25 protein-coding genes are annotated in these 26,606 nt (G+C 57.2%); 4 read left to right on the top strand and 21 right to left on the bottom strand.

The window, feature by feature from the left end; all coding sequences use genetic code 11:
• Positions 1-51: 51 nt before the first annotated feature.
• Together lexA and GXP72_RS01585 are read right to left on the bottom strand one after the other, a co-directional pair.
• Positions 52-660 carry a transcriptional repressor LexA gene (gene lexA, locus GXP72_RS01590; protein ID WP_024906710.1) on the bottom strand — a complete coding sequence of 203 codons (609 nt, stop codon included), beginning with the start codon at positions 658-660 and terminating at the stop codon, positions 52-54.
• A 108-nt stretch (positions 661-768) separates the two neighbouring features.
• Complete coding sequence (locus GXP72_RS01585) at positions 769-1,137, bottom strand: diacylglycerol kinase (RefSeq protein ID WP_024906709.1); 369 nt, start codon at positions 1,135-1,137, stop codon at positions 769-771.
• Between the two features lie 154 nt (positions 1,138-1,291).
• On the opposite strand from GXP72_RS01585, the gene plsB reads away from it, so the two are divergent.
• Entirely contained in the window at positions 1,292-3,712 is a 2,421-nt protein-coding gene (gene plsB, locus GXP72_RS01580; RefSeq protein ID WP_024906708.1) for a glycerol-3-phosphate 1-O-acyltransferase PlsB, read from the top strand.
• A 104-nt stretch (positions 3,713-3,816) separates the two neighbouring features.
• Here the strand turns inward: plsB and gntU are convergent, their stop codons facing one another.
• From gntU to GXP72_RS01555, 5 genes are all read right to left on the bottom strand, one after another.
• On the bottom strand, positions 3,817-5,157 hold the full coding sequence (gene gntU, locus GXP72_RS01575; protein ID WP_010436459.1) for a gluconate transporter: 1,341 nt from the start codon (positions 5,155-5,157) through the stop codon (positions 3,817-3,819).
• A 3-nt stretch (positions 5,158-5,160) separates the two neighbouring features.
• A complete protein-coding gene (gene gntK, locus GXP72_RS01570) occupies positions 5,161-5,688 on the bottom strand; it encodes a gluconokinase (RefSeq protein ID WP_090420773.1) in 528 nt (175 codons plus the stop codon).
• 126 nt (positions 5,689-5,814) lie between these two features.
• Positions 5,815-6,810, bottom strand: coding sequence for a gluconate operon transcriptional repressor GntR (gene gntR, locus GXP72_RS01565; RefSeq protein ID WP_024906706.1), 996 nt, complete (start codon positions 6,808-6,810; stop codon positions 5,815-5,817).
• Between the two features lie 101 nt (positions 6,811-6,911).
• Positions 6,912-7,607, bottom strand: coding sequence for a pirin family protein (locus tag GXP72_RS01560; protein ID WP_090420777.1), 696 nt, complete (start codon positions 7,605-7,607; stop codon positions 6,912-6,914).
• A gap of 123 nt (positions 7,608-7,730) precedes the next feature.
• Positions 7,731-8,768 carry an oxidoreductase gene (locus GXP72_RS01555; RefSeq protein ID WP_090420780.1) on the bottom strand — a complete coding sequence of 346 codons (1,038 nt, stop codon included), beginning with the start codon at positions 8,766-8,768 and terminating at the stop codon, positions 7,731-7,733.
• Positions 8,769-9,024: 256 nt separating this feature from the next.
• Here GXP72_RS01555 and yhhY point away from each other — a divergent pair, with 256 nt between their 5' ends.
• Positions 9,025-9,513 carry an N-acetyltransferase gene (yhhY, locus tag GXP72_RS01550; RefSeq protein WP_048989814.1) on the top strand — a complete coding sequence of 163 codons (489 nt, stop codon included), beginning with the start codon at positions 9,025-9,027 and terminating at the stop codon, positions 9,511-9,513.
• A 106-nt stretch (positions 9,514-9,619) separates the two neighbouring features.
• Here the strand turns inward: yhhY and ggt are convergent, their stop codons facing one another.
• Positions 9,620-11,362: a gamma-glutamyltransferase gene (ggt, locus tag GXP72_RS01545; RefSeq protein WP_090420783.1), complete on the bottom strand. Its 1,743-nt coding sequence runs from the start codon at positions 11,360-11,362 to the stop codon at positions 9,620-9,622.
• Positions 11,363-11,488: 126 nt separating this feature from the next.
• On the opposite strand from ggt, the gene GXP72_RS01540 reads away from it, so the two are divergent.
• A complete protein-coding gene (locus GXP72_RS01540) occupies positions 11,489-11,866 on the top strand; it encodes a DUF2756 family protein (protein WP_023326493.1) in 378 nt (125 codons plus the stop codon).
• Here GXP72_RS01540 and ugpQ read toward each other — a convergent pair.
• The 10 genes from ugpQ to livK form a co-directional block, all read right to left on the bottom strand.
• Positions 11,850-12,596, bottom strand: a complete 747-nt coding sequence (gene ugpQ, locus GXP72_RS01535; RefSeq protein WP_090420785.1) for a glycerophosphodiester phosphodiesterase — start codon at positions 12,594-12,596, stop codon at positions 11,850-11,852. The two genes, GXP72_RS01540 and ugpQ, sit on opposite strands and share 17 nt — an antisense overlap.
• Positions 12,593-13,663: a sn-glycerol-3-phosphate import ATP-binding protein UgpC gene (locus GXP72_RS01530; protein ID WP_090420788.1), complete on the bottom strand. Its 1,071-nt coding sequence runs from the start codon at positions 13,661-13,663 to the stop codon at positions 12,593-12,595. The genes ugpQ and GXP72_RS01530 overlap by 4 nt, the downstream gene beginning before the upstream one ends.
• 1 nt (position 13,664) lies before the next feature.
• Positions 13,665-14,510, bottom strand: a complete 846-nt coding sequence (gene ugpE / locus GXP72_RS01525; RefSeq protein WP_013099125.1) for a sn-glycerol-3-phosphate ABC transporter permease UgpE — start codon at positions 14,508-14,510, stop codon at positions 13,665-13,667.
• Entirely contained in the window at positions 14,507-15,394 is an 888-nt protein-coding gene (gene ugpA / locus GXP72_RS01520) for a sn-glycerol-3-phosphate ABC transporter permease UgpA (protein WP_045328892.1), read from the bottom strand. The genes ugpE and ugpA overlap by 4 nt, the downstream gene beginning before the upstream one ends.
• 118 nt (positions 15,395-15,512) lie before the next feature.
• A complete protein-coding gene (gene ugpB / locus GXP72_RS01515) occupies positions 15,513-16,829 on the bottom strand; it encodes a sn-glycerol-3-phosphate ABC transporter substrate-binding protein UgpB (protein ID WP_047743093.1) in 1,317 nt (438 codons plus the stop codon).
• Positions 16,830-17,081: 252 nt separating this feature from the next.
• Positions 17,082-17,795 (bottom strand): high-affinity branched-chain amino acid ABC transporter ATP-binding protein LivF, encoded by a 714-nt coding sequence (livF, locus tag GXP72_RS01510; protein WP_008500102.1) that lies wholly within the window; start codon positions 17,793-17,795, stop codon positions 17,082-17,084.
• Between the two features lies 1 nt (position 17,796).
• The gene (gene livG / locus GXP72_RS01505) at positions 17,797-18,564 is read right to left on the bottom strand and encodes a high-affinity branched-chain amino acid ABC transporter ATP-binding protein LivG (RefSeq protein WP_024906698.1); all 768 of its coding nucleotides are present in this window, start codon (positions 18,562-18,564) and stop codon (positions 17,797-17,799) included.
• Positions 18,561-19,838, bottom strand: coding sequence for a high-affinity branched-chain amino acid ABC transporter permease LivM (locus GXP72_RS01500; RefSeq protein ID WP_024906697.1), 1,278 nt, complete (start codon positions 19,836-19,838; stop codon positions 18,561-18,563). Before GXP72_RS01500 ends, livG begins: the two co-directional genes overlap by 4 nt.
• The gene (gene livH / locus GXP72_RS01495) at positions 19,835-20,761 is read right to left on the bottom strand and encodes a high-affinity branched-chain amino acid ABC transporter permease LivH (protein WP_008500099.1); all 927 of its coding nucleotides are present in this window, start codon (positions 20,759-20,761) and stop codon (positions 19,835-19,837) included. The genes GXP72_RS01500 and livH overlap by 4 nt, the downstream gene beginning before the upstream one ends.
• A gap of 46 nt (positions 20,762-20,807) precedes the next feature.
• Positions 20,808-21,917: a high-affinity branched-chain amino acid ABC transporter substrate-binding protein LivK gene (gene livK, locus GXP72_RS01490; RefSeq protein WP_024906696.1), complete on the bottom strand. Its 1,110-nt coding sequence runs from the start codon at positions 21,915-21,917 to the stop codon at positions 20,808-20,810.
• A gap of 424 nt (positions 21,918-22,341) precedes the next feature.
• Between livK and panM the strand changes: the two genes are divergently transcribed.
• Positions 22,342-22,731 (top strand): aspartate 1-decarboxylase autocleavage activator PanM, encoded by a 390-nt coding sequence (panM, locus tag GXP72_RS01485; RefSeq protein ID WP_024906695.1) that lies wholly within the window; start codon positions 22,342-22,344, stop codon positions 22,729-22,731.
• Positions 22,732-22,826: 95 nt separating this feature from the next.
• Here the strand turns inward: panM and livJ are convergent, their stop codons facing one another.
• From livJ to rpoH, 3 genes are all read right to left on the bottom strand, one after another.
• Positions 22,827-23,927, bottom strand: coding sequence for a branched chain amino acid ABC transporter substrate-binding protein LivJ (livJ, locus tag GXP72_RS01480; RefSeq protein ID WP_024906694.1), 1,101 nt, complete (start codon positions 23,925-23,927; stop codon positions 22,827-22,829).
• A 197-nt stretch (positions 23,928-24,124) separates the two neighbouring features.
• On the bottom strand, positions 24,125-25,390 hold the full coding sequence (locus tag GXP72_RS01475) for a 4-aminobutyrate--2-oxoglutarate transaminase (protein WP_157188477.1): 1,266 nt from the start codon (positions 25,388-25,390) through the stop codon (positions 24,125-24,127).
• 136 nt (positions 25,391-25,526) lie between these two features.
• On the bottom strand, positions 25,527-26,384 hold the full coding sequence (gene rpoH / locus GXP72_RS01470) for an RNA polymerase sigma factor RpoH (protein WP_024906692.1): 858 nt from the start codon (positions 26,382-26,384) through the stop codon (positions 25,527-25,529).
• Positions 26,385-26,606: the final 222 nt, after the last annotated feature.

The following is a 26,606-nucleotide window of genomic DNA, read 5'->3' as shown; positions in this document are numbered from 1 at the left end:
GAGTCGAGAATGAAGCAGGCTACAGCGGCGCCATAGCCTGTCAGGAAGAGGTTACAGCCATTCGCCGTTGCGAATGACCCCAACCGCCAGTCCTTCGATAGAGAAGTTGTGTTCGCGCAGATCGACCACAATCGGGGAGAACTCGTTGTTTTCAGGCAGTAGCTGAACGGTGTTCCCCTGTTTTTTCAGACGCTTGACGGTCACTTCGTCGTCAATGCGCGCGACCACCACCTGGCCGTTACGAACATCCTGCGTTTTGTGCACCGCAAGCAGATCGCCGTCAAGAATGCCGATGTCTTTCATCGACATGCCGCTGACGCGCAGCAGGAAATCAGCGCTCGGTTTGAACATGGCTGGATCGACCTGGTAGTGGCCTTCAATATGCTGCTGTGCCAGTAAAGGCTCACCGGCGGCAACCCGTCCCACCAGCGGAATGCCCGTCTCTTCTTCCACCAGCAGGCGGATACCACGTGACGCGCCCGAAACAATCTCAATCACGCCCTTACGCGCCAGCGCTTTCAGGTGTTCTTCGGCAGCATTCGGAGAACGGAAGCCCAGACGCTGCGCGATTTCCGCACGCGTGGGTGGCATACCCGTCTGGCCGATATGATCCCGGATGAGATCAAACACCTCTTGCTGCCTGGTCGTTAACGCTTTCATTCCGCCCCCTGGGTGTATATACAGTTATGCTGTGAGTATATACAGTCAAAGGCGATTTTGGAACCAAAAACTGCACAAAAAACCAGGGACTTAATTATTCCTCGAGGCTCATCGGAAATGTGACCAAAGCAGCGTGACCCAGGTGATAGCGGCAGTGATAATCGCCAGCAACACGGCAGCAGAGCCCATGTCTTTTGCACGGCCAGAAAGTTCATGGAAATCTGAACCAATGCGATCAACCACGGCCTCAATAGCGCTATTAAGAATTTCCACTATCATCACCAGAAGCACGGAACCGATAAGAAGTACGCGGGTAATCGCATCAACATCAAGGAAACAGGCGACGATCACCGCGATGATAGCGGCGATGCCCTCCTGGCGAAAGGCGGCTTCGTTGATCCACGCGGCACGGAAACCTTTCCATGAATAGCCGGCGGCTTTGATGATACGCGTTAACCCAGTGGTATTATTGGCCATTAAAAGAACCTTTTATGAAAAAAAGCGTCAGTAACAGGAACTGTAGCGCGTTTCGCTACAGCCTGAAGTATGACGGGTAACAACAGAAATTTTGCGCGCTTTCTGTTATCCTTGCGCCGCAATTGCATTATTAACCAGAGGCTTTACATCGTTTATGTCCGGCTGGCCACGAATTTACTACAAATTACTTAATTTACCATTAAGCATCCTGGTAAAAAGCAAGTCTATCCCAGCAGAACCCGCGCTGGAATTGGGACTCGATACGTCACGTCCTATTATGTACGTTTTGCCTTATAACTCGAAGGCAGACTTACTGACGCTTCGCGCCCAGTGTCTGGCGCATGACTTACCTGACCCGCTTGAACCGCTTGAAGTTGACGGTACGCTGCTGCCGCGCTACGTGTTCATTCACGGTGGACCGCGCGTGTTTACCTACTACACGCCAAAAGAAGAGTCCATCAAGCTGTTCCATGACTATCTCGACCTGCACCGCAGCAACCCCGATCTGGATGTGCAGATGGTGCCGGTATCGGTGATGTTTGGTCGTCGTCCGGGCCGTGAAAAAGGTGAAGAGAACCCGCCGCTGCGCATGCTTAACGGCATCCAGAAGTTCTTCGCGGTCTCCTGGCTGGGACGCGACAGCTTTGTGCGTTTCTCCCCTTCCGTTTCGCTGCGTCGCATGGCGGACGAGCACGGCACCGACAAGATCATCGCGCAAAAACTGGCGCGCGTGGCGCGTATGCACTTCGCCCGCCAGCGCCTTGCTGCCGTTGGGCCGCGTCTCCCGGCGCGTCAGGATCTATTCAACAAGCTGTTGGCCTCCAAAGCGATTGCCCGCGCCGTTGAAGACGAAGCGCGCAGCAAGAAAATATCGCATGAGAAAGCCCAGCAGAACGCCATTGCGCTGATGGAAGAGATTGCAGCGAACTTCTCTTACGAGATGATTCGCCTGTCCGATCGTATTCTCGGCTTTACCTGGAACCGTCTCTACCAGGGCATCAACGTTCATAACGCCGAGCGTGTACGTCAGCTGGCGCATGATGGCCATGAGATTGTCTATGTTCCCTGCCACCGCAGCCACATGGACTACCTGCTTCTTTCCTACGTGCTCTATCATCAGGGGCTGGTACCACCGCACATTGCAGCCGGTATCAACCTGAATTTCTGGCCAGCAGGTCCGATTTTCCGTCGCCTGGGCGCATTCTTTATCCGTCGTACCTTCAAGGGCAACAAGCTCTACTCCACCGTATTCCGCGAGTATCTGGGCGAGCTGTTCAGCCGCGGCTATTCCGTGGAGTACTTCGTGGAGGGCGGTCGTTCCCGTACCGGACGTCTTCTCGATCCGAAAACCGGCACGCTGTCGATGACCATTCAGGCGATGCTGCGCGGAGGAACCCGTCCCATCACGCTGGTGCCAATTTACATTGGCTATGAGCACGTGATGGAAGTGGGCACGTACGCCAAAGAGCTGCGCGGTGCGACCAAAGAGAAAGAGAGCCTGCCGCAGATGCTGCGCGGCCTGAGCAAGCTACGCAATCTCGGTCAGGGCTACGTGAACTTCGGCGAACCGATGCCGTTGATGACATACCTGAACCATCACGTTCCCGAGTGGCGCGAATCCATCGATCCTATCGAAGCGATTCGTCCAGCCTGGCTGACGCCAACGGTCAACGGCATCGCGTCCGAGCTGATGGTGCGCATTAACAACGCCGGTGCGGCTAACGCCATGAACCTGTGCTGTACGGCGCTTCTGGCTTCGCGTCAGCGCTCGCTGACCCGTGAACAGCTCACGGAGCAGCTGGATTGCTATCTGGATATGATGCGCAACGTGCCGTATTCCGTTGATTCAACCGTGCCTTCTGCGACCGCCAGTGAGCTTATCGATCACGCGCTGCAGATGAACAAGTTTGAAGTCGAAAAGGACACGATCGGCGACATCATCATTCTGCCGCGCGAGCAGGCAGTGCTGATGACCTACTACCGAAACAACATCACCCATATGCTGATGCTGCCGTCGCTCATGGCGGCTATCATCACCCAGCATCGCCGTATCTCGCGTCAGGAACTCTTGCGTCACGTTGAGACGCTCTATCCGATGCTGAAAGCGGAGCTGTTCCTGCGCTGGAGTAAGGATGAGCTGGCGGGCGAGCTGGATAAACTGACGGAAGAGCTGCGTCGCCAGGGGCTGATCACCGTCACGAACGACGAGCTGCACATCAACCCGTCACGCTCCCGCACCCTGCAGCTGCTGGCGGCCGGTGCGCGCGAAACGCTGCAGCGCTACGCCATTACGTTCTGGCTGCTGAGTGCGAACCCGTCTATCAACCGCGGTACGCTGGAGAAAGAGAGCCGGACGCTGGCCCAGCGCCTGTCCGTTCTGCACGGCATTAACGCCCCTGAATTCTTCGACAAAGCGGTCTTCAGTTCCCTTGTCCTGACGCTGCGCGATGAAGGCTTCATCAGCGATACGGGTGATGCCGAGCCGGAAGAGACGTTGAAGGTGTACCAGATGCTGGCAGAGCTGATTACCTCGGACGTGCGTTTGACGATTGAGAGCGCCACACAGGGCGAGTAACGCAATGCCGGGTTATGGCCCGGCCTGACGCCCTGGATAATAAAAAGGCCCGGTAAGCGCTGACGCTACCGGGCCTTATTTTTAGCCTTGTTAAATCACCGCCCTCAGCTGAGCAGCGTAAAGGCAATCATCCCGACAATTGCACCCGTCGTGCCGAGAATGGTTTCCATCAGCGTCCAGGTTTTCAGGGTTTGCGCTTCGGTGGCGCCGGTAAATTTACCGAACAGCCAGAAGCCCGCGTCGTTAACGTGAGAGACCACAATCGAACCGCCCGCGATACAGATAGACAGCGCGGCCATCTGCGCACCGGAATAGTTCAGCTGTTCAATCACTGGCATCACCAGACCCACGGCGGTTAAACACGCCACGGTTGCGGAACCCTGGATGATACGCACCGCCGCCGCCAGCACGAAGCAGGTTACCGCAATCGGCAGGCCCATCCCGGTCAGCGCTTCGCCCAGAGCCGGGCCCACGCCGGAATCCACCAGTACCTGCTTGAACACGCCGCCAGCACCGATCACCAGCAGGATAATCCCCGCAGGCTGCAGCGCGGCACCGCAGATCTCCATCACCCGGTCTTTTGGCATTCCCTGACGCATCGCCAGGCCGTAAATCGCCACCAGACAGGCCACCAGGATCGCCGTGAACGGGTGCCCGATGAACTCAAACCATTCATAGGCGCTGGAGCCCACCGGCACAAAGCGCGCGGCGATGGTTTTCAAACCCACGAGAACCAGCGGGAGCAGGATCAGCGACAGGCTGAAGCCGAAGGACGGCATTTTGCCCTCGCCCAGGTGCGGCTCGGTGATGTCATCCGGGATATGCAGCTCAACGTAACGGCTGATGAAGTTGCCCCACAGCGGACCGGCAATAATCATCCCCGGGATTGCCGCGCACAGGCCAATCAGGATCATCCAGCCAAAGTCAGCGTGCATCTGGGACGCCAGCAGCATCGGCGCAGGCCCAGGCAGCAGAAACGCCGCGGCCGCCGCCACGCCCGCAAACAGTGGAATAACCAGCTTCACAAGGTTTGTGCCGGTATGGCGCGCCATGGAGAACGCGACGCTTATCAGCAGCACAACGGCCACTTCAAAGAACAGCGGCAGCGCGCAAATCAGGCCCGCCAGGCCAATCGCGTAGTGCGCGCGGCTGTGGCCGAAGGATTTCAGCATTTTGACGGCAATCTGGTCGACCGCGCCCGTCTCGTGCAAAATCTTGCCAAACATCGCGCCAAGGGCCACCACAATCGCCAGGAAGCCCAGCGTACCGCCCATCCCTTTTTCCATCGTTGCGGCGATCTTGTCGAGCGGCATACCGGAAAAGAGACCTGCACCTATAGAAACCACCATCAAAGCAACAAAAGCGTGCATACGCGCCTTCATCACTAAAAACAGCAGCAGCAACACGGAACCCACTGCTGTCAAAACTAGCGTCAATGTACTCAAAACTTACTGCCTTTTATTAATGACCTCGATGGTGCTGGCAACAACACCCTCCAGTGGCTGATCGATATCAACCACTAAGACGTCTTTCTCGTCTTCACCCGGCTCCTGCAGCGCTTCGAACTGCGTCACCAGCATCTGGGTTTTGAAGAAGTGACCTTTACGCGCCTTCAGACGGCTTTCAATCACCTCGAAATTCCCTTTCAGGTAGATGAAAGAGAGGTTCGGGTTACCGTCGCGCAGCAGGTCGCGGTAGGTTTTTTTCAGCGCAGAGCAGACGATCAGGGAGACTTTATTGGTACGCTGCATAGCGAACGCGGCGTCATTCAGCGCCTGCAACCACGGTTTGCGGTCGTCGTCGTTCAGCGGCTCGCCGGAGGCCATTTTCATGATGTTGCTGCGCGGATGGAGGAAGTCGCCATCAAGGAACGCAGCCTGGAGTTGATGCGCCACTTCGCTGGCTACGGCTGATTTCCCGCTACCGGAAACGCCCATCAGGACGTAGACGTGGTGATCGTGATTAGTCGTGCTCAAAGGGTGTCCCTCAGTCAATTGTTACGGGTAACAGTTATCGGTAACATTGTCCTGCCGGGGCAAAAGAGAAGCAATATCCAAACGTGCGCGAAGTGAATAAGTGTGAGCTACTTCAAATTTGTCAGTTCAAATAGATCCACCCGGTGACAAGGTGAAACCTAAATCTAACATTTTCGGGGTAACTGCCTCACCACGAATGCGCGCCAGCAGGCGTTCTGCGCCAATACGGCCCATACGTTCACGCGGGGTCAGGACGCTCGCCAGACGCGGCTCCATCACCTGGCCAATGTCGTGGCCGTGGAAACCGGCGATCGCCATATCATCAGGGATCTTTAGCCCCAGACGCTGACACTCAAACGCCGCGCCAACCGCCAGGTCATCGTTGGTACAGAAAATACCGTCCAGTTGCGGATACTCGCGCCGCGCCTGACGCATCAGCTCAATACCCGACGTATAGGAAGAGGACTGCTCCACCATCACGCTGTACGGGGTTAAGTTTGCGTCGAGCATCGCCTGCTCGTATCCCTTCTGTTTGATGATAGTACGTTCATCAAGACGCGCACCCAGATAGGCGATATGACGATGCCCACGGGCGATGATGGCCGCCGTCATCTGGCGCGCCGCTTCAAAGTTATCGAACCCAACGGCAATATCGAGACACGGCGACTGGCTGTCCATCAGCTCCACCACAGGGATACCCGCCACTTCGATCATTTTGAGCGTGCGGGCAGTGTGGGTACGTTCGGTTAAAATCAGGCCGTCAATGTTCCAGGAAAGCATCGACTCAAGACGTTCCTCTTCCAGTTCCGGCTTGTACCCATAGTGGGCGAGCATGGTCTGGTAGCCAAAAGCATCGGTGACGCTTTCAATTCCCCGCAATACTTCGGCGAAAACCTGGTTGGTCAGGGATGGAAGCAGGACGCCCACCGCACGGCTGGTCGCATTGGAGAGAATATCGGGTGCGCGGTTGGGGATATAACCCAGTTCATCAAGGGCAGCGGCAATCTTGCCACGTAACGCCACGGAAACCTGTTCCGGGTTACGTAAAAAACGGCTGACCGTCATTTTGGTCACACCGACGCGATCGGCGACATCCTGAAGTACGGGGCGTTTCTTTTTCATCGTCCTGAGAAATCTTGAAGTGAGAGATTTGCTCAGTTTATCACGGACAAAGCCCATCCTTCCCCTGTCAAAGGGAAGGATGGGTATTTATTTATGTTTTATTACACCGGCGGCAGGTCAAACAGCAGAATTTCGCTTTCGCTGTCGGCATGCACGGAGAGCGCCTGCTCATCCCAGATGGCCAGACCATCGGCTGTGGTTGCTTTAGTGCCGTTGATGGACACTTCACCTTTCACCACCTGGATCCAGACGCGGCGGTTAGCGGCAATCTGATGAACAGACTGTTCGTCTTTCACCAGCGCCCAGCGGTACAGCTCCATATCCTGATGCACTTTCAGGGAACCTTCACGCGCATCCGGGGACAGCACCAGCTGTTTGCCCTGTTTCGCGTCGAAGCGGCGCTGCTCGTAGCGCGGCGTGATGCCGGTCTCTTCTGGAATGATCCAGATTTGATACAGGTGCAGTTTTTCCGTTTTGCTCGGGTTGTACTCGGAGTGACGCACCCCGGTACCCGCGCTCATAATCTGGAACTCGCCCGCCGGAACCTGCTCTTTGTTGCCCATGCTGTCCTGGTGCTCAACCGCCCCTTCCAGCACATAGGTCAGGATTTCCATGTCTTTGTGCGGGTGGGTACCGAAGCCCTGCCCTGCATCAATCACGTCGTCGTTAATCACGCGCAGTGCGGAGAAGCCCATAAAGTTCGGGTCGTAGTAGTCGGCAAACGAGAATGAATGCCATGAGTCCAGCCAGCCATGATTCGCGTGACCACGTTCGTTTGCTTTGCGTAAGTAGATCATTGTTTTCACCCTCAGTTCGTTTCGATGGAGTAAGTGTGGACGCAAACCGCCTGGGATCATAGAGGGTGAAAATTGACTCCTCTGTTCAAAAATTATGAACAAGCGCAGAGGAGCTGTTTTTGCTTATTTTGCGAGGGTTACCGTGGCAGGAGAAGCCTGTTTGAAGGCCCGTTCAAGGATTTCGAGGTTGGTCAGAACGTCAGATTCCTTGACGTAATTCGGCGCGCCGGATGTAAGGGTGTCATAGAGCGCATCGTAGACGCGGCCATAGTCGCCAGTTTCCGGTTTCAGCTCCTCCCTGACCGTTACGCCCTCATCGTTCACGTACTCCAGGACGCCCACGGAATCATCCGCCGCAAAACCCGGTTCGCCCGGCATGATGTTAGCCTTCAGGCTGGTCTCCTGCTGGTCAATACCGTACTTAATGAACGAGCCTCGGGTGCCGTGAACGATAAATTTCGGGTAGTCGATCTTCACCAGATGGCTGGTTTTGACGATGGCTTTCAGGTCGCCGTAGAACAGCTGCGCTTCAAAAGTATCGTCCGGGTTGGCTTTATTACGCAGGCTGCGGATGTCATACGCCACGTGGTCCGGTCGGCCAAACAGGGAGATGATCTGGTCCATGGTGTGCACGCCCAGACCATAGAACGAGCCGTCCTGCGGCAGGCCGGGTTGCGTTTCCGCTACCGGACGGTAGTAATCGAAGTGGCTTTCTATTTCCACGATGTCGCCCAGCTTGCCGCTTTCAATCGCTTTTTTCGCCGTCAGGAAGCAGCTGTCAAAGCGACGGTTCTGATACGGCGTAACGGTCAGACCTTTGCTTTTCGCCAGCGCGAACAGCTCTTTCGCTTCGGCGATAGTCGGGGTGAACGGCTTTTCCACCAGCACGTTTTTACCCGCTTCGAGCGCGCGTTTCGCATACTCAAAATGGCTGTCCGCATGGGTGCAGACGATAACAAGTTTAACCTGCGGGTCGCCCAGTACCTCATCGAGATCGCTGGTGAAGTGGATGTGGGAATACTGCGGGGATTGCTCTTCCGGCTTCGCGCGGCGGCGGTAGATATGGGCCACATGCCAGCTGTCTTTGCGGTTAAGAACATACGGCAGGTGATAGCGGGTCGTACTTTTACCAAATCCAATAAATGCGCAATGTAGTGTCATAGCTCAGTCCTTTTGGAAGGTTACTGAGTCTAACCATAACAAAAAAAAAGCCAGCTAAAAGCTGGCTAAAGTAATACTGGAAGCAATGTGAGCAATGTCGTGCTTTCAGGTTCCCGTAGAGGTCTTCCTGAACGCAAAGCAATAATAATCATTCTCATTCGCACTTGTCCAATACTTTTTGCAAAAAATAGCGGTTGACTCAAATTTTAAAGTCATTGATGTTGGAAGGGACATTTAACTGACTGAGGAACAAGGAATGAGTGAGATAGTGATACGCCACGCGGAACCGAAAGATTATGACGCCATTCGTCAGATCCACGCCCAGCCGGAGGTGTACCACAACACGCTACAGGTTCCTCACCCCTCTGAACACATGTGGCAAGAACGGCTATCCGACCAGCCCGGCATCAAGCAGCTTGTCGCCTGCATAGACGGTAATGTCGCCGGACATCTGTGCATTGCCGTCGCGCAACGCCCACGTCGCAGCCATGTGGCTGATTTTGGGATTTGCGTAGGCGCACAGTGGCAAAACCGGGGCGTAGCCAGCGCGCTGATGCGTACCATGATTGATATGTGCGATAACTGGCTGCGCGTTGACCGCATTGAGCTGACGGTGTTTGTCGATAACGAGCCGGCGATTGCGGTGTACAAAAAACACGGGTTCGAAATTGAAGGCACCGGCAAGCGCTATGCCCTGCGCAACGGCGAGTATGTGGATGCGTATTATATGGCGAGAATGAAGTGACACACTCCCCTCACCCCGGCCCTCTCCCCATAGGGGCGAGGGAGAAAAGACCGCACCGTGCAATCCCCTCTCCCCTGTGGGGAGAGGGTTAGGGTGAGGGGAATAATCAATACCCCGCCGTCAAATCATCCACTGAACGCGGGTCCGATGCGCCAAACAGCGCCCCGTCTGGACCCACCATAATGCTCTGCGTACTGCCCATCGCCTCTTTCACCGCCACTTTTTGACCGCGCTGCTCCAGCAGCTTGATGGTATCCGGGCTAAAACCCTTCTCCACGCGCAGCTCGTCCGGCAGCCACTGGTGATGGAAACGCGGGGCGTTGGTCGCTTCGGCGACGTTCATCCCAAAGTCGATGCTGTTCACCACCATTTGCAGCACGGTGGTGATAATCCGGCTGCCGCCAGGGCTGCCGGTCACCAGCCAGGTTTTCCCGTCTTTCACCACGATGGTGGGCGACATGGACGACAGCGGACGTTTCTTCGGCCCTACCGCATTCGCATCGCCGCCAACCAGCCCGTAGACGTTCGGCACGCCCGGTTTGGCAGAGAAGTCATCCATCTCGTTGTTCAGCAGAATGCCGCTGTTGCCCGCCACAATCCCGGTGCCGAAGGTGGTGTTGAGCGTATAGGTCACCGCCACCGCGTTACCGTCTTTATCCATCACCGAGAAGTGAGTGGTCTGGTTGCTTTCATACGGCGCCAGCTTGCCGGGGCGGATCTCGCTCGACGGCTTAGCCTTGTTGATGTCGATCTGATCGGCAATGGATTTGGCATAGGCTTTGTTGGTCAGCGCCTGCCACGGCACCTTCACGAAGTCCGGATCGCCGAGATATTCCGAGCGGTCGGCATAGGCGCGTTTTTCCGCTTCCGCCATCACCTGCATGGCATCCGCACTGCCGAAGCCGAACTTGTGCATATCGAAGTTTTCGAGAATATTGAGGATCTGCACGATGTGGATCCCACCGGAAGACGGCGGCGGCATGGAGAAGACCTCGTAACCGCGGTAGGTGCCGCTAATCGGCTCGCGCTCCACCGCCTTGTAGTCCGCCAGATCCGCTTTGGTGATGAGCCCGCCGTTCTTCTGCATCTCTTGTGCAATCTGGTCGGCAATCGCCCCTTTGTAGAAGGCGTCCGGACCGTGCTCTGCAATCAGCTCCAGGCTTTTAGCGAGGTTCTTCTGCACCAGCTTATCGCCCTTCTTCAGCGGCTCACCGTCTTTCCAGAAGATCGCTTTGCTGTTTTCATGATTCGGAATGACTTCGCTACCGTAGGTTTTGAGATCGTCCGCCAGCGCATCGTTTACCACAAAGCCGTCCCGCGCCAGCTTGATGGCAGGCTGCACTACCTTGTTCAGCGGCAGGGTGCCGTATTTTTCCAGCGCCAGCGAGAAGCCCGCGACGGTGCCCGGCGTGCCGGTCGCGAGATGCGAGGTCAGGGATTTTTTGCTGTCAGGGTTACCCTGGTCGTCGAGGAACATATCGCGGGAGGCCTGAGCAGGCGCCATCTCGCGGAAGTCGATGGCCGTCGTTTTGCCGTCTTTGGTGCGCAGCATCATAAAGCCGCCGCCACCCAGGTTCCCCGCCTGCGGATGCGTTACCGCCAGCGCATAGCCGACGGCGACCGCGGCATCCACCGCGTTACCGCCCTGCCTGAGAATATCGACGCCCACTTTTGTTGCCAGCGCATCCACGGACGCTACCATGCCATGGGTTGCCCGCACGGGATGAAAAACATCTTCCTCCACGCCGTAAGAGACCGGAGGCGCCGCGGGCGGGTTGGCCGCCACGCTAAATGTACCGCCTGCCATCAGCGCGGCGAGGGCGACCCAGCGCAAAAACGTTGGTTTCATGATTGTTGTTCTCCAGGTGAAGGGATCCATATTCCCCGCTTAAGCCTGGTTCACAACTCCTAAAAAATCATCGTCATGGTGAAATCAGGGTAAACTTAAGAGAGACCTCAAGAGGAGGAAATGACAATGAAACGCTTGATGATTCTTACGGCGCTGATCCCGTTTGCCGCGCTCGCACAGCCACTCAACACCATGAACAACCCGAACCAGCAGGGCTATGTCATCCCGAGCCAGCAGCGTATGCAGACCGAGATGATGAGCCAGCAACAGCAGCAGAAAGGGATGCTTAATCAGCAACTGAGAACGCAGACCCAGATGCAGCAGCAAAGCCTGCAAAATCAGATGAACGCCAACACCCAGCGCGTGCAGCAGGGGCAGGTGCGCGAGCAGCCGTTGCCGAATAAAAACGGCGGAATGTTAGGTGGGATGACCTCGTCAGGCAGCGGACAGCAGCATATGCTGCCGCCGCAGTCGAATGGCAGTATGCTTAATCCGCAGAACTAAAGTCCGGGCCGATCAGGTCTATCGCATCGGTACAGATGCTGTCCACGCCCCAGCGCAGCAGTTCGGCCGCACGCTGGGGTTTATTGACGGTGTAAACCAGAATACGCAGGCCCGCGTCTTTCAGCATCTTCACCCGCGCCTCATCCAGCAGCTTGTGATTAAGATGAATAGAGACACACGCTAAGCGCGTCGTCAGCTCGCGCCAGTCCTCGCGCCACTCGTCCAGCAGCAGTCCGCGCGGCAGTTCCGGCGCTGCGGCCTGTGCGGCCTCCAGCGCATCGATTTCAAATGATGACAGCAGCGGCGCGGTCATCCCCTCCCACAGCTCGCGCGCGGCCAGAGCAATCACTTTGCCCGTCAGCGGCCCGGTGCCGGTGGTCGGTTTGATTTCGATATTGGCCATCATGCCGTGCTGGCGACAGCGATCCGCCACTTCCGCCAGCAGCGGCAGCGGTTCGCCTTTGAATTCACCGCTGTACCAGCTTCCGGCGTCTACCTTCAGCAGGTCGCGCCACGGCAGTTCGCCCGCGATGCCCCAGCCGTTGCTGGTGCGCTCGAGGTTATCGTCATGCAGCAGGAAAATCTCGCCGTCTTTCGACAGCTTGGCGTCGAACTCGATCATCGTGTGACCGTAGCGCGCGCCAACGTCAATCGCCGCCAGCGTGTTTTCCGGCGCCAGCTTACCGCCGCCCCGGTGGGCGACGACGTGGGGATAAGGCCAGTTGCTCATACTCGTTGTCCTGTTTCACCGTCAAATAAGTGCAGGTGATTTTCCGGCAGGTGGAGCCACAGCGTGCTGCCGGCTTTAGGGCGCTCCTGATGTGCCAGACGCACCACCATTTTTTGCTCGCCCCAGCGCCCGTGCGCCAGGTTATCTGCACCCAACATCTCCAGCGTGTCCATGACCAGCGGCACGCCGCCTTCCGCCTGAGAGGTTAAACCGATATGTTCCGGGCGGATACCGAGCGTCATCTTACGCCCGGCGTAGCCACGATAGTACCAGTTGATCGGCAATGCCATCCCGCTTTCCAGCTCAAAGTGCGAGCCCGCGCTGCTGATGCGCCCTTCCAGCAGGTTCATCGCCGGGCTGCCGATAAAGCTCGCCACAAAGCGGGTGGCCGGTTTCTCGTACACCTCCACCGGGGTGCCAATCTGCTCGGCAACGCCTTTGTTCATCACCATCACGCGCTGGGCGAGGGTCATGGCCTCAACCTGATCGTGGGTAACGTACAGTGACGTGGTTTTCAGACGACGGTGCAGCTGCTGCAGCTCAAGACGCATCTGCACGCGCAGCTTGGCGTCGAGGTTAGAGAGCGGCTCGTCGAACAGGAATACCGCCGGGTCGCGCACGATGGCGCGTCCCATCGCCACGCGCTGGCGCTGGCCGCCGGAGAGCTCGCGCGGGCGGCGCTTGAGCAGGCCGTCGAGTTCCAGAATGCGGGCGGCCTCTTTCACGCGCTCCTCGATATGGCCTTTGCCCATGCCGCGGATTTTCAGCCCCCAGGCCATGTTCTCCTCCACGCTCATGTGCGGATAGAGAGCGTAGTTCTGGAAGACCATCGCGATGCCGCGGTCTTTGGGCTCCATCTCGGTGACGCGCTGACGGTCAATCCAGATATCCCCGGAGGTCGCGCGCTCCAACCCCGCCACCATGCGCAGCAGCGTGGATTTGCCGCAGCCGGACGGGCCAACCATCACGATAAATTCCCCGTCCGCCACGTCGAGCGTCAGCGGCTGAATCACCTGGGTTTTGCCGTCCCAGCTTTTGGTTACTGCCTGAAGTTTTAAACCTGCCATCTTATTTCTCGCTATCGACCAGGCCGCGGACAAACGCACGTTGCATGGCTAAAACAATGACTACGGGTGGGATAAGGGTCAGCAGCATCGCCGCCATTACCTGGTTCCAGAGGGTGGTGCCTTCGCCGGTGGCGATCATGCCTTTGATGCCCGCCACGGCGGTGCCGAGGTTGACGTCCTGAATAATCAGCAGCGGCCACAGGTACTGGTTCCAGCCGTAGATAAAGGTGATCACAAACAGCGCCGCAAGGTTAGTTTTCGACAGCGGCAGCACGATATCGCGGAAGAAGCGCATCGGCGACGCGCCGTCGATGCGCGCCGCTTCAATCAGCTCGTCCGGCAGGGTCATAAAGAACTGGCGGAACAGGAAGGTGGCGGTCGCCGAGGCCATCAGCGGCAGGGTTAAGCCCGCGTAGCTGTCGAGCATCTTCAGGTTGGCGATCACCTCCACCGTCGGGAAGATACGCACCTCTACCGGCAGCATCAGGGTGATAAAAATCATCCAGAAAAACAGGTTACGCAGCGGAAAGCGGAACCAGACGATGGCGAAGGCCGACAGCATCGACACCGTGATTTTGCCCACCGTAATGCCGAACGCCATGATGAAGCTGTTGAGCATCATCAGCCAGAACGGCGCGCTGTTGGCGCCCACGCCCTGGGTCCAGATGGTCTTCATATTCTCGAAAAGATGCGTGCCTGGGATCAGCGTCATCGGCGTGTCGAACACCGCTTTGGTGTCCAGCGTGGCGGCGACAAAGGCCACGTACAGCGGAAACAGGATGACGATAATCCCTAAAATCAGCATGGTATGGCTGAAAATCGTCAGCCCGCGACGGTTCTCAATCATTGGTAGCGCACCTTACTTTCAACATAGCGGAACTGCACCACCGTGAGGATGATGACGAGGAACATCAGCACCACCGACTGCGCGGCAGAGGCGGAGAGATCCAGACCGGCGAAACCCTCGCGGTAGATCTTATAGATAAGCGTCGTTGTCGCCTGCACCGGGCCGCCCGCGGTCGCCGCGTCGATCACCGGGAAGGTGTCGAAGAAGGCGTACACGAGGTTAACCACCAGCAGGAAGAAACTCACCGGGGCGATCAGCGGCAGCGACAGCCTGAAGAAGCGACGAATAGGCCCTGCTCCGTCAATTGCCGCGGCTTCCACCAGCGAGCGCGGGATGGACTGCAGCGCGGCAAAGAAGAACAGGAAGTTATAGCTGATCTGCTTCCACACCGAGGCGAACACCACCAGGAACATCGCCTGACCGCTGTTCTGGGCGTGGTTCCAGTCGTAGCCGAACTCTGCCAGGAAATGGGTAATCAACCCGCGGCCGGGGTTAAACAGGAAAATCCACAGTACGGCGGCGACGGCGGGTGCCACGGCATAAGGCAGCAGCATCAGGGTCTGATACAGGCGGCTGCCGCGCACCACGTAATCCACCAGCGCGGCGAAAAACAGCGATGCGACAAGACCGCTGACGGTGACCAGCGCGCTGAACTTCATCGTCGTCCAGAAGGCGTCCAGGTAGTAGCTGTCATGGAACAGCGCGGTGAAGTTGTCCAGGCCAACAAACTGGCTGGAGAGCCCGAACGGATCGACGCTTTGTACCGAGTACCACAGCGCTTCGCCCGCAGGCCAGATAAAGAAGATAACGGTGATAACCAGCTGCGGCGCGACCAACAGGTACGGCAGCCAGCGGGAACGGAACACCGGACGGGATGATGACATAGGTTTGCTCTGTAGGTATTCACCCCTCACCCCGGCCCCCTCTCCCCAAAGGGGCGAGGGTGTAATCGTCCCCTCTCCCCTTTGGGGAGAGGGTTAGGGTGAGGGGGATTAGTTTGAATTACGATTTGGTCGACTGCTCAAAGCGGCGCAGCAGCTGATTTCCGCGCTCTACCGCAGAGTCCAGCGCCTGCTGTGGCGTTTTCTTCCCGGTCCACACGCTTTCCAGCTCCTCATCCACGATGGTGCGGATCTGCGGCATGTTGCCCAGGCGCAGGCCTTTAGTGAACGGCAACGGCGGCTTGTTCAGCATCTGGCGCGTCGCGATGTCCGCGCCTGGGTTCTTGCTGTAGAAGCCCTGCTCGCGGGTCAGGTCATACGCGGCTTTGGTGATCGGCAGGTAACCGGTCTTCTGGTGCCACTCGGCGGCGTTTTCAGGCTTGGCCAGGAAGTCGAGGAATTCGGCCACGCCTTTATAGGTGCCCTTGTCTTTACCCTGCATCACCCACAGGCTCGCCCCGCCGATGATGGCGTTCTGCGGCGCGCCCTTCACGTCAGCGTCGTACGGCATCATGCCCACGCCATAGTTGAATTTGGCGTAGTGACGGATATCCGCCAGCGAGCCGGACGAGGCGGTGGTAATGGCGCAGTCGCCGTTGTAGAACTTCTCGGTGGATTCGTCTTTACGCCCGAAGTAGCTGAAGTCGCCCTTCTTGTTCAGGTCGGCAAGCAGCGCGATGTGCTTCACCTGCTCCGGCTTGTTGAACTCCAGTACCGCATCGGTGCCGTCGAAGCCGTTGTTTTTGGTCGCCACCGGCAGGCCATGCCAGGCGCTGAAGTTTTCAATCTGGATCCAACCCTGCCAGCCGCTGGCGTAGCCGCACTTCATCCCCGCCGCTTTCAGCTTCGCGGTGTACTCCGCCAGGTCCTGCCAGGTTTTTGGCGGCTGCTCCGGGTCTAAACCAGCTTTTTTGAAGGCATCTTTGTTGTAGTAGAGCACCGGAGTAGAGCTGTTAAACGGCTGGGACAGCAGATGGCCGGTTTTGGAATCGGTGTAGTAACCCGCTACGGTCGGCACGAACTGGGATTCATCGAAGTTGATACCCGCTTCTTTGAACACTTCATAGACCGGCTTGATGGCTTTGGAGGCCATCATAGTGGCGGTACCCACTTCATAAACCTGTAACAGTGCAGGTGCGTTGCCGGTACGGAAGGCGGCGATGCCCGCGCTCAGGCTCTGCTCATAGTTGCCTTTGTACACCGGCACAATTTTGTAATCCGGGTGGGTGTCGTTGAAACGTTGCGCCAGGGAGTCAACTTCTTTACCCAACTCCCCTTCCATTGAATGCCAGAACGGAATGGTGGTGACAGCCATTGCGTTCGCCGCAAAAGCCAGACCCAGTGCCAGACCCAAAGCTGTGTGTCGTAACGATGTCATTGTCATCTCTCTTATTGTGCCGGATGCGCGATATCACGCGTTTTATGCTCGCGAGGTAACATGACATGCTCGAATTACAGAAAAATAACTGTTTGTTTACAGATAAGTGACAGCCAGGCGTCAGGGGGATGATGGTTGTGTGAAGGGGGTTGGATGGTTGGGTGCGGTCTGGTGCCCTCACCCCGGCCCTCTCCCACAGGGAGAGGGAGAAAACACTAAAAAAGGCAACTTACGTTGCCTTTTTGCTTTTACCTATCCGCCCAGATACGCGCTCCGCACCGCTTCGTTCGCCAGCAGCGCGTCGCCGGTGTCTTCCAGCACTACGCGGCCGTTCTCCAGCACGTAGCCACGGTCAGCCAGCTTCAGCGCCTGGTTGGCGTTCTGCTCGACGAGGAAGATGGTCATCCCCTCTTTGCGCAGCTGCTCAATGGTGTCGAAAATCTGCTGGATGATGATCGGCGCCAGACCGAGCGACGGCTCGTCCAGCAGCAGGAGACGCGGCTGGCTCATCAGCGCGCGGCCTATCGCCAGCATCTGCTGTTCACCGCCGGACATGGTGCCCGCACGCTGAATGCGGCGCTCCCACAGGCGCGGGAAGAGTTCGTACACCCACTTGATGCGGGTCTGATATTCATCGCGGTGAGCAAAGAAGCCGCCCATCGCCAGGTTCTCTTCCACCGTCATGCGGGAGAAGACCCGGCGCCCTTCCGGAACAATCGCCACCGCTTCACGCATGATTCTGGCGGTCTGCCAGTCGGTAATGTCTTTACCATCAAACACGATCCGCCCGCTGGTAGCGCGCGGGTCGCCGCACAGGGTGCCGAGCAGCGTAGTTTTACCCGCGCCGTTGGCGCCAATCAGGGTCACGATTTCACCCTGATTGATATGCAGGCTGACGTCGTGCAGCGCCTGGATCTTGCCGTAGTGCGCGTTGACCTTGTCGAACGTTAACATCGCTTTTTCCATCTTATGCCTCACCCAGGTATGCGCGGATCACGTCCGGGTTGTTGCGGATCTCTTCCGGCGTGCCGTTTGCCAGCGGCGTACCCTGGTTAACCACGTAGATACGGTCCGAAATGCCCATCACCAGCTTCATGTCGTGCTCGATCAGCAGAATGGTGGTGTCGTGGTGATCGCGCAGTTCGGCAATCAGCTCGTCCAGCTCTTTGGTCTCTTTCGGGTTGAGCCCTGCCGCCGGTTCGTCGAGCATCAGGATCTCCGGCTGGGTCACCATGCAGCGCACAATCTCCAGACGACGCTGGTCGCCGTAGGCCAGGTTGCTCGCCTGACGGTTGGCGTGCTGCAGCAGGCCAATTCGGTCGAGCCAGGTCGCCGCGCGGTCAAGCGCTTCATCCTGCGCGCGGCGGAAGGCCGGGGTTTTCAGCAGGCCGGAGAACAGCCCGGTTTTCAGCTGCTGATGCTGCGCGACCAGCAGGTTCTCAATCACCGTCATCTCGCGGAACAGACGCACGTGCTGGAAGGTACGCACCACGCCCATGCGGGCAATCTGCTGGCCCGGCAGCCCTTCAAGATGCTTGTCGCGCAGCATGATGGTGCCGCCCGTCGGCTTGTAGAAGCCGGTCAGGCAGTTAAAGACCGTGGTTTTCCCCGCGCCGTTCGGGCCAATCAGGGAGACAATCTCTTTCTTGTGCAGATCCAGTGACACATTGTTGACCGCCAGCAGGCCGCCAAAACGCATCATCAGACCGTTAACGGATAATAATGGCTGACTCATGCCTGCTCTCCTTTCGCCTGAGTGCGTTTCAGCTTCAGCTGTGGACGAGTCATCGGCAGCAAGCCCTGCGGACGCCAGATCATCATCAGCACCATCAAACCACCCAGCATCAGCATGCTGTATTCGTTAAAGTCGCGCATCAGCTCGCGCGAGACCACCAGCAGGATGGCCGCGAGGATAACGGCGAACTGCGAGCCCATACCGCCCAGCACCACAATCGCCAGCACAAAGGCGGATTCGGCAAAGGTGAACGATTCCGGGCTCACAAAGCCCTGACGGGCGGCAAACAGCGTCCCGGCGAAACCGGCAAACGCGGCGCTGATGGTGAACGCGGTCAGCTTGATGCGGGTCGGGTTCAGGCCCAGGGAGCGGCAGGCAATCTCATCTTCACGCAGCGCTTCCCACGCGCGGCCCAGCGGCATGCGCAGCAGACGGTTAATCACGAACAGGGTAATCACTACCAGCAGCAGCGCCACCAGATAGAGCCAGATTACGCGGTCGGACGGGTCATACTTCACGCCGAAGAAGTTACTGAAGGTGTCCCAGCCGCCTTCGCGGGCGGTACGGCTGAACTCCAGGCCAAAGAAGGTCGGTTTCGGGATCTGGCTGATGCCGTTCGGGCCGCCGGTCACTTCGGTGTTGTTAAGCAGCAGGATACGGACGATTTCGCCGAAGCCTAAGGTCACAATCGCCAGGTAGTCACCGCGCAGGCGCAATACCGGGAAGCCAAGCAGAAAGCCGGCAGCGGCAGAGACCAGCCCCGCCAGCGGCAGGCAGGTCCAGAAGCCGAGGCCGTAATAGTGGTTCAGCAGCGCGAAGGTGTAGGCGCCGATGGCGTAGAAGCCGCCGTAGCCCAGCACCAGCAGGCCGGAGAGCCCCACCACCACGTTCAGACCGAGACCGAGAATCACGTAGATCATGGTCAGAGTGGCGATATCCACGGTGCCGCGAGACACCACAAACGGCCACGCCACGGCGGCCACCAGCAGCGCTACGAGGAACAGCTTCTGCTTAACGGTAGACCCGTCGATGGCCGGCAGAACGAATTTCGGCCCGGAGACGTTTTTCAGCGACTTCTGGAACAGCGGACGCAACAGCTGGAACAGGAACACCACGGCAGTGCCGATAAATACCCACTGCCAGCGGATGTCGGGGGCGGTATCCACCACCAGCTTCGTCCCGTCCAGACCTAACTGGACGCCCATAAAGACGCCCGCCAGCACGAAGAACATGGCGGCAGAAAGCAGCGCCATTGCAAAATGCATCGGTTTCATACTTTCTCTACCTCCGGACGGCCCAGAATACCGGTAGGCATCACCAGCAGAACCAGAATCAGCAGGGCAAACGACACCACGTCTTTATATTCCGTGCTCAGATACGCCGAGGAGAGCGCCTCCGCCACGCCCAGGATCAGGCCGCCAATCATCGCGCCCGGAATACTGCCGATACCGCCCAGTACCGCCGCGGTGAAGGCTTTCATCCCGGCCATAAAGCCGATGTACGGGTTGATCACGCCGTAGAACTGGCCGAGCAGGACACCCGCCACCGCCGCCATCGCGGCGCCAATCACGAAGGTCAGGGCAATCACGCGGTCGGTGTTGATGCCGAGCAGGCTCGCCATCTTCAGATCTTCTGCGCAGGCGCGGCAGGCGCGTCCCATCCGCGAGTAGCGGATGAACAGCGTCAGGGCAAGCATCGCAATAAAGGTCACGACCCAGATAACCAGCTGCATGGTGGTGATAGACGCCGCGAAGTTTTCGCTGGCCCCCACAATCCACTGGCCGTTAAACAGGCTTGGCAACGCCACGTCGCGCGAGCCTTCGGTCAGGCTGACGTAGTTTTGCAGGAAGATCGACATCCCGATGGCGGAAATCAGCGCAATCAGGCGCTTGGAGCTGCGCACCGGCCGGTAGGCCACGCGCTCGATGCTCCAGCCGTAGGCGCTGGCTATCACAATCGCGCCGACAAACCCGGCGGCGACCAGCAGCCAGCTGCTGTCGATGCCCATCATCATCAGGGCGGCGATAATCATAAAGGAGACATAGCTACCGATCATGTAGACCTCGCCGTGGGCGAAGTTGATCATGCCGATAATGCCGTAAACCATCGTATAGCCGATGGCGATCAGCGCGTAGGTGCTTCCCAGCGTAACGCCGTTAAACATCTGCTGCAGGAAATAGAGAAACTGCTCGGACATATGCAAACCTTTTTATACCCGCCCGGCGGTCCGGGCGGTGGGATAATTATTTGGCGGCCGAGGACGAACCGTCGGCGTGCCACTTAAAGACACCAAACTCAAATCCCTTCAGATCGCCTTTCTCATCCCAGTTCAGCGGCCCAATCACGGTGTTCGCCCCGTGTGCTTTTAAATCTTTCACCAGATCCAGCGGTTCTTTGCTGCCGGAGCGATCCAGCGCGGTGGCCAGAGACTGTACGGCCGCATAGGTGATCCAGACGTACGGACCACTCGGATCTTTCTTCTGCGCCTTGAGCGCATCCACGATAGCCTTGTTGGCCGGATCCTGGTCATAGCGTTTTGGCATCGTCACCAGCATGCCTTCGGCTGAATCCCCGGCGATGTTTGACAGGGAGGCATTGCCCACGCCCTCTGGCCCCATAAACTGGGTTTTCAGACCGGTGGCGCGCGCCTGACGCAGCATCTGCCCCATCTCCGGGTAGTAGCCGCCGTAGTAAACGAAGTCGATATTCTCTTTTTGCAGACGGGCGATCAGCGCGGAGAAGTCTTTCTCACCGGCGGTAATACCGTCGAAGAAGACGATGTTCGCGCCGCCTTTTTTCAGGCCGTCCTGAACGGAGCGCGCCAGGCCTTCGCCGTACTGCTGCTTGTCATGAATAATGGCGATACGCTGCGGCTTAACGGTTTCAAGGATGTATTTGGCGGCGGTGGGCCCCTGAGAGGAGTCCAGCCCCGCGGTGCGCATAATGTGCTGATAGCCGCGCTGGGTCAGCTCAGGGTTAGTTGCGCCAGGGGTGATCATCAGGATGCCTTCGTCTTCGTAGATATCAGACGCAGGCTGGGTGGAGGATGAACACAGGTGGCCGATCACATACTGGATACCGTCGTTGACGATTTTGTTGGCGACCGCGACGGCCTGTTTCGGATCGCAGGCGTCGTCATATTCCACGCCCACCAGCTTGTCGCCTTTGATGCCGCCCTTAGCGTTGATGTCTTTGATGGCCTGGCGCGCACCGTTGAACTCCATGTCACCCCACTGGGCAACAGGGCCGGACATCGCACCCACTACCGCAACTTTAATGTCCTCCGCCATAGCGGCATGCGAGATCGACAGTGCGACCATCCCCGCGATTAACGTCTTCGCGTTCCTTTTCATCTCTGAATCCCCATTCGTGATGTCGTGTTTATATTTTGTTTTATTATGGTTAAAAAGCATTCTGTACTTTTAATGAACAACGCTATTTTTACCAGTGCCTTTAATGGTTTAGCGCAGGTTTTTGTCAAAAACCAGACTAAAATCTCTATTTTTCAGGCGATTAAGCAAAGATAATATTCTGAAATCAGGCAGAGATAAACAAATAAAAGTGCAGTTTGCAGCATAAAATAACGGTACAAAGCGCCGAATAAATCACTACCCTTCAGGTTAAAATTCTGCTTATTTTTCGATCCATGTGTTTTCAAACTGCCCATCGCGTTGCCAAAAAACTAATCACCTGGTTAATGAGAATAAAAAGAGGAAGCCGCTGAGTGAATAAATTGAGTACACTGCCCCTACTGAATCTGATTTGGACAAGTAGCTAATGAAACTGACTATCGTGCGTCTGGTGACCTTTAGCGACCAGGATCATATCGACCTGGGCAAGATCTGGCCGGAATATTCCCCTTCGTCGCTACGCGTGGATGAGACCCACCGCATTTATGCCGCGCGTTTTAACGAGCGCCTGCTGGCCGCGGTTCGCGTCACCCTGAGCGGTACAGAAGGGGCGCTGGACTCGCTGCGCGTACGTGACGTCACCCGTCGTCGCGGTGTGGGACAGTATTTAATTGAAGAAGTGATCCGCGAAAACCCGAGCGTGACCTCATGGTGGATGGCTGACGTCGGCGTGGAAGACCGCGGCGTGATGGCGGCGTTTATGCAGGCGTTAGGGTTTACGGCGCAGGAGAGCGGTTGGGAGAAGCGTTTGGGGTGAATTGTGCGGTGCGGCCTGATGCCCTCACCCCGGCCCTCTCCCACGGGGAGAGGGTGCAAACACTAAAATGGCAACCTTACGGTTGCCATTTGCGTTTATTTGGCGTCAGTAGCAGTCCCGTTAGCATGCCAGTCAAACACGCCGAACTCGAAGCCCTTCAGGTCGCCCTTCGCGTCCCAGGAGAGTGGCCCCATGACGGTCTGGACCGTGTTCGCTTTCAGCCAGGTGGCAATCTCAGCCGGTTCGGCTGACTGGTTCAGGCCCGCCTGCAGAGACTGCAGCGCCGCATAGGTGGTCCAGACGAACGCGCCGCTTGGATCCTGTTTCTTCGCCTTGATGGCATCTACGATAGGTTTGTTCGCTGGCACCTGGTCGTAGTTCTTCGGTTTGGTCACCAGCAGGCCTTCGGCTGATTCACCTGCAATGTTAGACAGGGAAACGTTCGCCACGCCTTCCGGACCCATAAACTGGGTTTTCAGGCCCGCAGCGCGCGCCTGGCGCAGGATCTGGCCCATTTCCGGGTGGTAGCCACCGTAGTAAACGAAATCAATATTCTCTTTCTTCAGACGCGCCACCAGGGTGGAGAAGTCTTTCTCACCGGCGGTGATCCCGTCGAAGAACACCACGTCGGCATTGGCTTTCTTCAGGTTGTCCTGCACTGAACGCGCCAGACCTTCACCGTACTGCTGCTTGTCATGAACGATGGCAATGCGCTTCGGCTTCACTTTTTCAACGATGTATTTCGCCGCGGTTGGGCCCTGGTCAGAGTCCAGGCCGGTGGTGCGCAGGGTCAGCTTATAGCCGCGCGCGGTCAGCTCTGGCGCAGTCGCCGCCGGGGTGATCATCAGAATACCTTCGTCTTCGTAGATGTCAGACGCGGGCTGAGTAGAGGAAGAGCACAGGTGACCGATAACGTATTTGATCCCGTCGTTCACCACTTTGTTCGCGACCGCGACCGCTTGTTTCGGGTCACAGGCATCATCATATTTTACGATCTGCAGTTTTTCGCCCTTGATACCGCCCTTAGCATTAATGTCTGCAACCGCCTGCTCAGCGCCGGTAAATTCCTGGTCGCCGTACTGTGCTACCGGACCGGACATCGCGCCAACCACAGCCACTTTGATGTCTGCCTGTGCCATGGTGCTGAATGCCAACGCGATACATCCTGCCAGTAACGCTTTACCCTTCATGTTCATCCTGAGATTCCCCATTATTATGGTTATTACGATTGTTGTGATGTTGTTGTGCAGCGCTTTATGTCAGTTATAGGTGTGCTGTTCGCGCTTTTTCAGCATACTCTGCTAAAACATACCCGATTTTTATGATTTTGGAATAGCTAATTTGAAATGAATATATGCCAGGCCCGGCAGGGATTTTCGCCGGGCATATGGCTTTAACGTGTCAGCGAGGCGGAGATAATGTCCAGCGCTTTACGGAACTGCACTTCAGGGATCGTCAGCGGATAGAGGAAACGAATGACGTTGCCGTAGACGCCGCAGCTCAGAAGAAGCAGCCCTTCCTGCAACGCGCGCTCCTGCACCTGGCGGGTAAATTCCGGCGAAGGCTGGCCCGTTTGCGGTTCGTTAAACTCCACCGCCACCATTGAGCCCTGGGCGCGAATGTCCGCGATATACGGGCAGTGTTCCTTCGCTTTGTTCAGCACTTCCACCAGGTGATGGCCCAGATGCGCCGAGCGCGTGCAGAGATCTTCCTCATCAATCACGTCGAGCACGGCATGCGCCGCGGCAATCGCCAGCGGGTTTCCGGCGTAGGTACCGCCCAGCCCGCCCGGCGCGGGGGCATCCATCACCTCAGCCCGGCCCGACACCGCTGAGAGCGGCATCCCACCCGCCAGGCTTTTCGCCATGGTGATCAGATCCGGCTTCACGCAGTGATGTTCCATCGAGAACAGCTTGCCGGTACGGGCGAAGCCGCTTTGCACCTCGTCGGCAATCAGCAAAATGCCGTGGGTATCGCACAGGGCGCGCAGCGCCTGCATAAAATCGGCTGGCGCGATGTTGAAACCGCCCTCTCCCTGAACCGGTTCGAGAATAATGGCCGCGACCTGGTCGGGTGCGATATCCGCTTTAAAGATACGTTCCAGGCTTTTCAACGCCTCAGCGGTGCTGACGCCGTGCAGTTCATTCGGATACTGCGCGTGATAAACCGAACCGGGGAACGGGCCAAAGCCGAGCTTGTACGGCGCAACTTTGCCGGTCAGCGCCATGGTCATAAAGGTGCGGCCGTGGAACGCGCCGCCGAAAGTAATAAGGCCGGGACGTTTGGTGTACGCCCGGGCAATTTTGACCGCGTTTTCGACCGCCTCTGCTCCCGTTGAAAAGAACGCCGTTTTGGCAGGGCCTTCAACGGGCACGCGTTCGTTGATACGTTCGGCAAGCGCCACATAGCCTTCATACGGCACGATCTGATACGCCGTATGGGTAAAGGCGTGGAGTTGTTTTTCGATGGCGGAAATGACTTTGGGATGGCGATGGCCGGTATTCAGCACCGCGATACCGGCGGCGAAGTCGATGTACTCGTTGCCTTCCACGTCCCACACCGTGGCGTTTTCAGCTTTATCGGCATAGAAGTTACACATCACGCCGATGCCGCGCGGCGTCGCCTGTAAACGCCGGTCGTTCAGTTCGTTGTTTTTCACCCTGTCCCCCTGAGAAAGTCGCCTGCTTAGCGCATCAGTAAGTGTTTGCCAGGGGGAGGGAATTCGCCAGAGCGGGCGCTAAAAAAACAAAACCCCCGAATTTGCATTCGAGGGTTCTCGGTGTACTTCGCGGAAATTACGCTTCGATAGCGGCGCGAAGTTTTTTCATGGCGTTCTTTTCAAGCTGACGGACACGTTCCGCAGAGACGCCGTAGCGGTCGGCCAGCTCCTGCAGCGTGGACTTGTTGTCTTCGTCCAGCCAGCGGGCGCGGATAATATCCTGGCTACGTTCGTCGAGGCCTTCCATCGCATGGGTCAGCTTGTTCGCGGCCTGATCTTCCCAGTTATCCTCTTCGATGCCATCAGCAAAGTTAGAGGTTTTATCCTGCAGATACAGAACCGGTGCCATCGGCTGGCTGTCAGATGCGTCGTCGTCTGAGGACATATCAAAGGTCATGTCCTGCGCGGCCATACGGGATTCCATCTCACGCACGTCTTTGCTGGTTACGCCCAGCTCGCGCGCCACCATTTCCACTTCATCCTGATTGAACCAGCCCAGACGCTGCTTGGTTTTACGCAGGTTAAAGAACAGTTTGCGCTGCGCTTTTGTCGTGGCGACTTTCACGATACGCCAGTTGCGCAGCACGTATTCGTGAATTTCTGCTTTGATCCAGTGCACGGCGAAGGAGACCAGTCGCACACCCACTTCCGGGTTAAAGCGACGTACAGCCTTCATCAGACCGATGTTACCTTCCTGAATCAAGTCCGCCTGCGGCAGGCCGTAGCCCGCATAATTACGAGCAACGTGAACAACAAAGCGCAGGTGAGACAGGATCAGCGTCTTAGCTGCTTCCAGATCGCCCTGGTAATGCAGCTTTTCAGCAAGCTCCTTTTCTTCCTCGGCCGTTAACATCGGCCAGGTGTTCGCAGCCCGGATATAAGATTCCAGGTTACCAACAGGGGCTAAAGCTAAAGTTTGCATTTCTTTGGTCATTCATTCCTCTCAATGTTTCTTCTGGTCCAGGTCGTCCCCGTCAGGCAACAACCATGCCAAAGCGTTTGAGCAACGAGATTAGCATTCACTCTTTTATCAGACAGTGATTTTATCCACAAGTTCCAGGTGCAACGGTGAATAAATTACGCACAAAATGTGACATGGAGATGATAACAGGGGAAGAGACAACAGGGACGCTTTCCCTGCAGAGCGAACATCTCG

This window comes from Enterobacter sp. SES19 (genome assembly GCF_011765665.1).
Lineage (GTDB): Bacteria > Pseudomonadota > Gammaproteobacteria > Enterobacterales > Enterobacteriaceae > Enterobacter > Enterobacter pseudoroggenkampii.
This window is presented reverse-complemented; position numbering and strand designations above follow the sequence as displayed.

What these genes read in the sequence shown, in the direction of transcription:
- lexA (WP_024906710.1), bottom strand. Translation starts at nt 660, where the DNA reads ATGAAAGCGTTAACGACCAGGCAGCAAGAGGTGTTTGATCTCATCCGG.
- GXP72_RS01585 (WP_024906709.1), bottom strand. Translation starts at nt 1,137, where the DNA reads ATGGCCAATAATACCACTGGGTTAACGCGTATCATCAAAGCCGCCGGC.
- plsB (WP_024906708.1), top strand. Translation starts at nt 1,292, where the DNA reads ATGTCCGGCTGGCCACGAATTTACTACAAATTACTTAATTTACCATTA.
- gntR (WP_024906706.1), bottom strand. Translation starts at nt 6,810, where the DNA reads ATGAAAAAGAAACGCCCCGTACTTCAGGATGTCGCCGATCGCGTCGGT.
- GXP72_RS01560 (WP_090420777.1), bottom strand. Translation starts at nt 7,607, where the DNA reads ATGATCTACTTACGCAAAGCAAACGAACGTGGTCACGCGAATCATGGC.
- GXP72_RS01555 (WP_090420780.1), bottom strand. Translation starts at nt 8,768, where the DNA reads ATGACACTACATTGCGCATTTATTGGATTTGGTAAAAGTACGACCCGC.
- yhhY (WP_048989814.1), top strand. Translation starts at nt 9,025, where the DNA reads ATGAGTGAGATAGTGATACGCCACGCGGAACCGAAAGATTATGACGCC.
- ggt (WP_090420783.1), bottom strand. Translation starts at nt 11,362, where the DNA reads ATGAAACCAACGTTTTTGCGCTGGGTCGCCCTCGCCGCGCTGATGGCA.
- GXP72_RS01540 (WP_023326493.1), top strand. Translation starts at nt 11,489, where the DNA reads ATGAAACGCTTGATGATTCTTACGGCGCTGATCCCGTTTGCCGCGCTC.
- ugpQ (WP_090420785.1), bottom strand. Translation starts at nt 12,596, where the DNA reads ATGAGCAACTGGCCTTATCCCCACGTCGTCGCCCACCGGGGCGGCGGT.
- GXP72_RS01530 (WP_090420788.1), bottom strand. Translation starts at nt 13,663, where the DNA reads ATGGCAGGTTTAAAACTTCAGGCAGTAACCAAAAGCTGGGACGGCAAA.
- ugpE (WP_013099125.1), bottom strand. Translation starts at nt 14,510, where the DNA reads ATGATTGAGAACCGTCGCGGGCTGACGATTTTCAGCCATACCATGCTG.
- ugpA (WP_045328892.1), bottom strand. Translation starts at nt 15,394, where the DNA reads ATGTCATCATCCCGTCCGGTGTTCCGTTCCCGCTGGCTGCCGTACCTG.
- ugpB (WP_047743093.1), bottom strand. Translation starts at nt 16,829, where the DNA reads ATGACATCGTTACGACACACAGCTTTGGGTCTGGCACTGGGTCTGGCT.
- livF (WP_008500102.1), bottom strand. Translation starts at nt 17,795, where the DNA reads ATGGAAAAAGCGATGTTAACGTTCGACAAGGTCAACGCGCACTACGGC.
- livG (WP_024906698.1), bottom strand. Translation starts at nt 18,564, where the DNA reads ATGAGTCAGCCATTATTATCCGTTAACGGTCTGATGATGCGTTTTGGC.
- GXP72_RS01500 (WP_024906697.1), bottom strand. Translation starts at nt 19,838, where the DNA reads ATGAAACCGATGCATTTTGCAATGGCGCTGCTTTCTGCCGCCATGTTC.
- livH (WP_008500099.1), bottom strand. Translation starts at nt 20,761, where the DNA reads ATGTCCGAGCAGTTTCTCTATTTCCTGCAGCAGATGTTTAACGGCGTT.
- livK (WP_024906696.1), bottom strand. Translation starts at nt 21,917, where the DNA reads ATGAAAAGGAACGCGAAGACGTTAATCGCGGGGATGGTCGCACTGTCG.
- panM (WP_024906695.1), top strand. Translation starts at nt 22,342, where the DNA reads ATGAAACTGACTATCGTGCGTCTGGTGACCTTTAGCGACCAGGATCAT.
- livJ (WP_024906694.1), bottom strand. Translation starts at nt 23,927, where the DNA reads ATGAACATGAAGGGTAAAGCGTTACTGGCAGGATGTATCGCGTTGGCA.
- rpoH (WP_024906692.1), bottom strand. Translation starts at nt 26,384, where the DNA reads ATGACCAAAGAAATGCAAACTTTAGCTTTAGCCCCTGTTGGTAACCTG.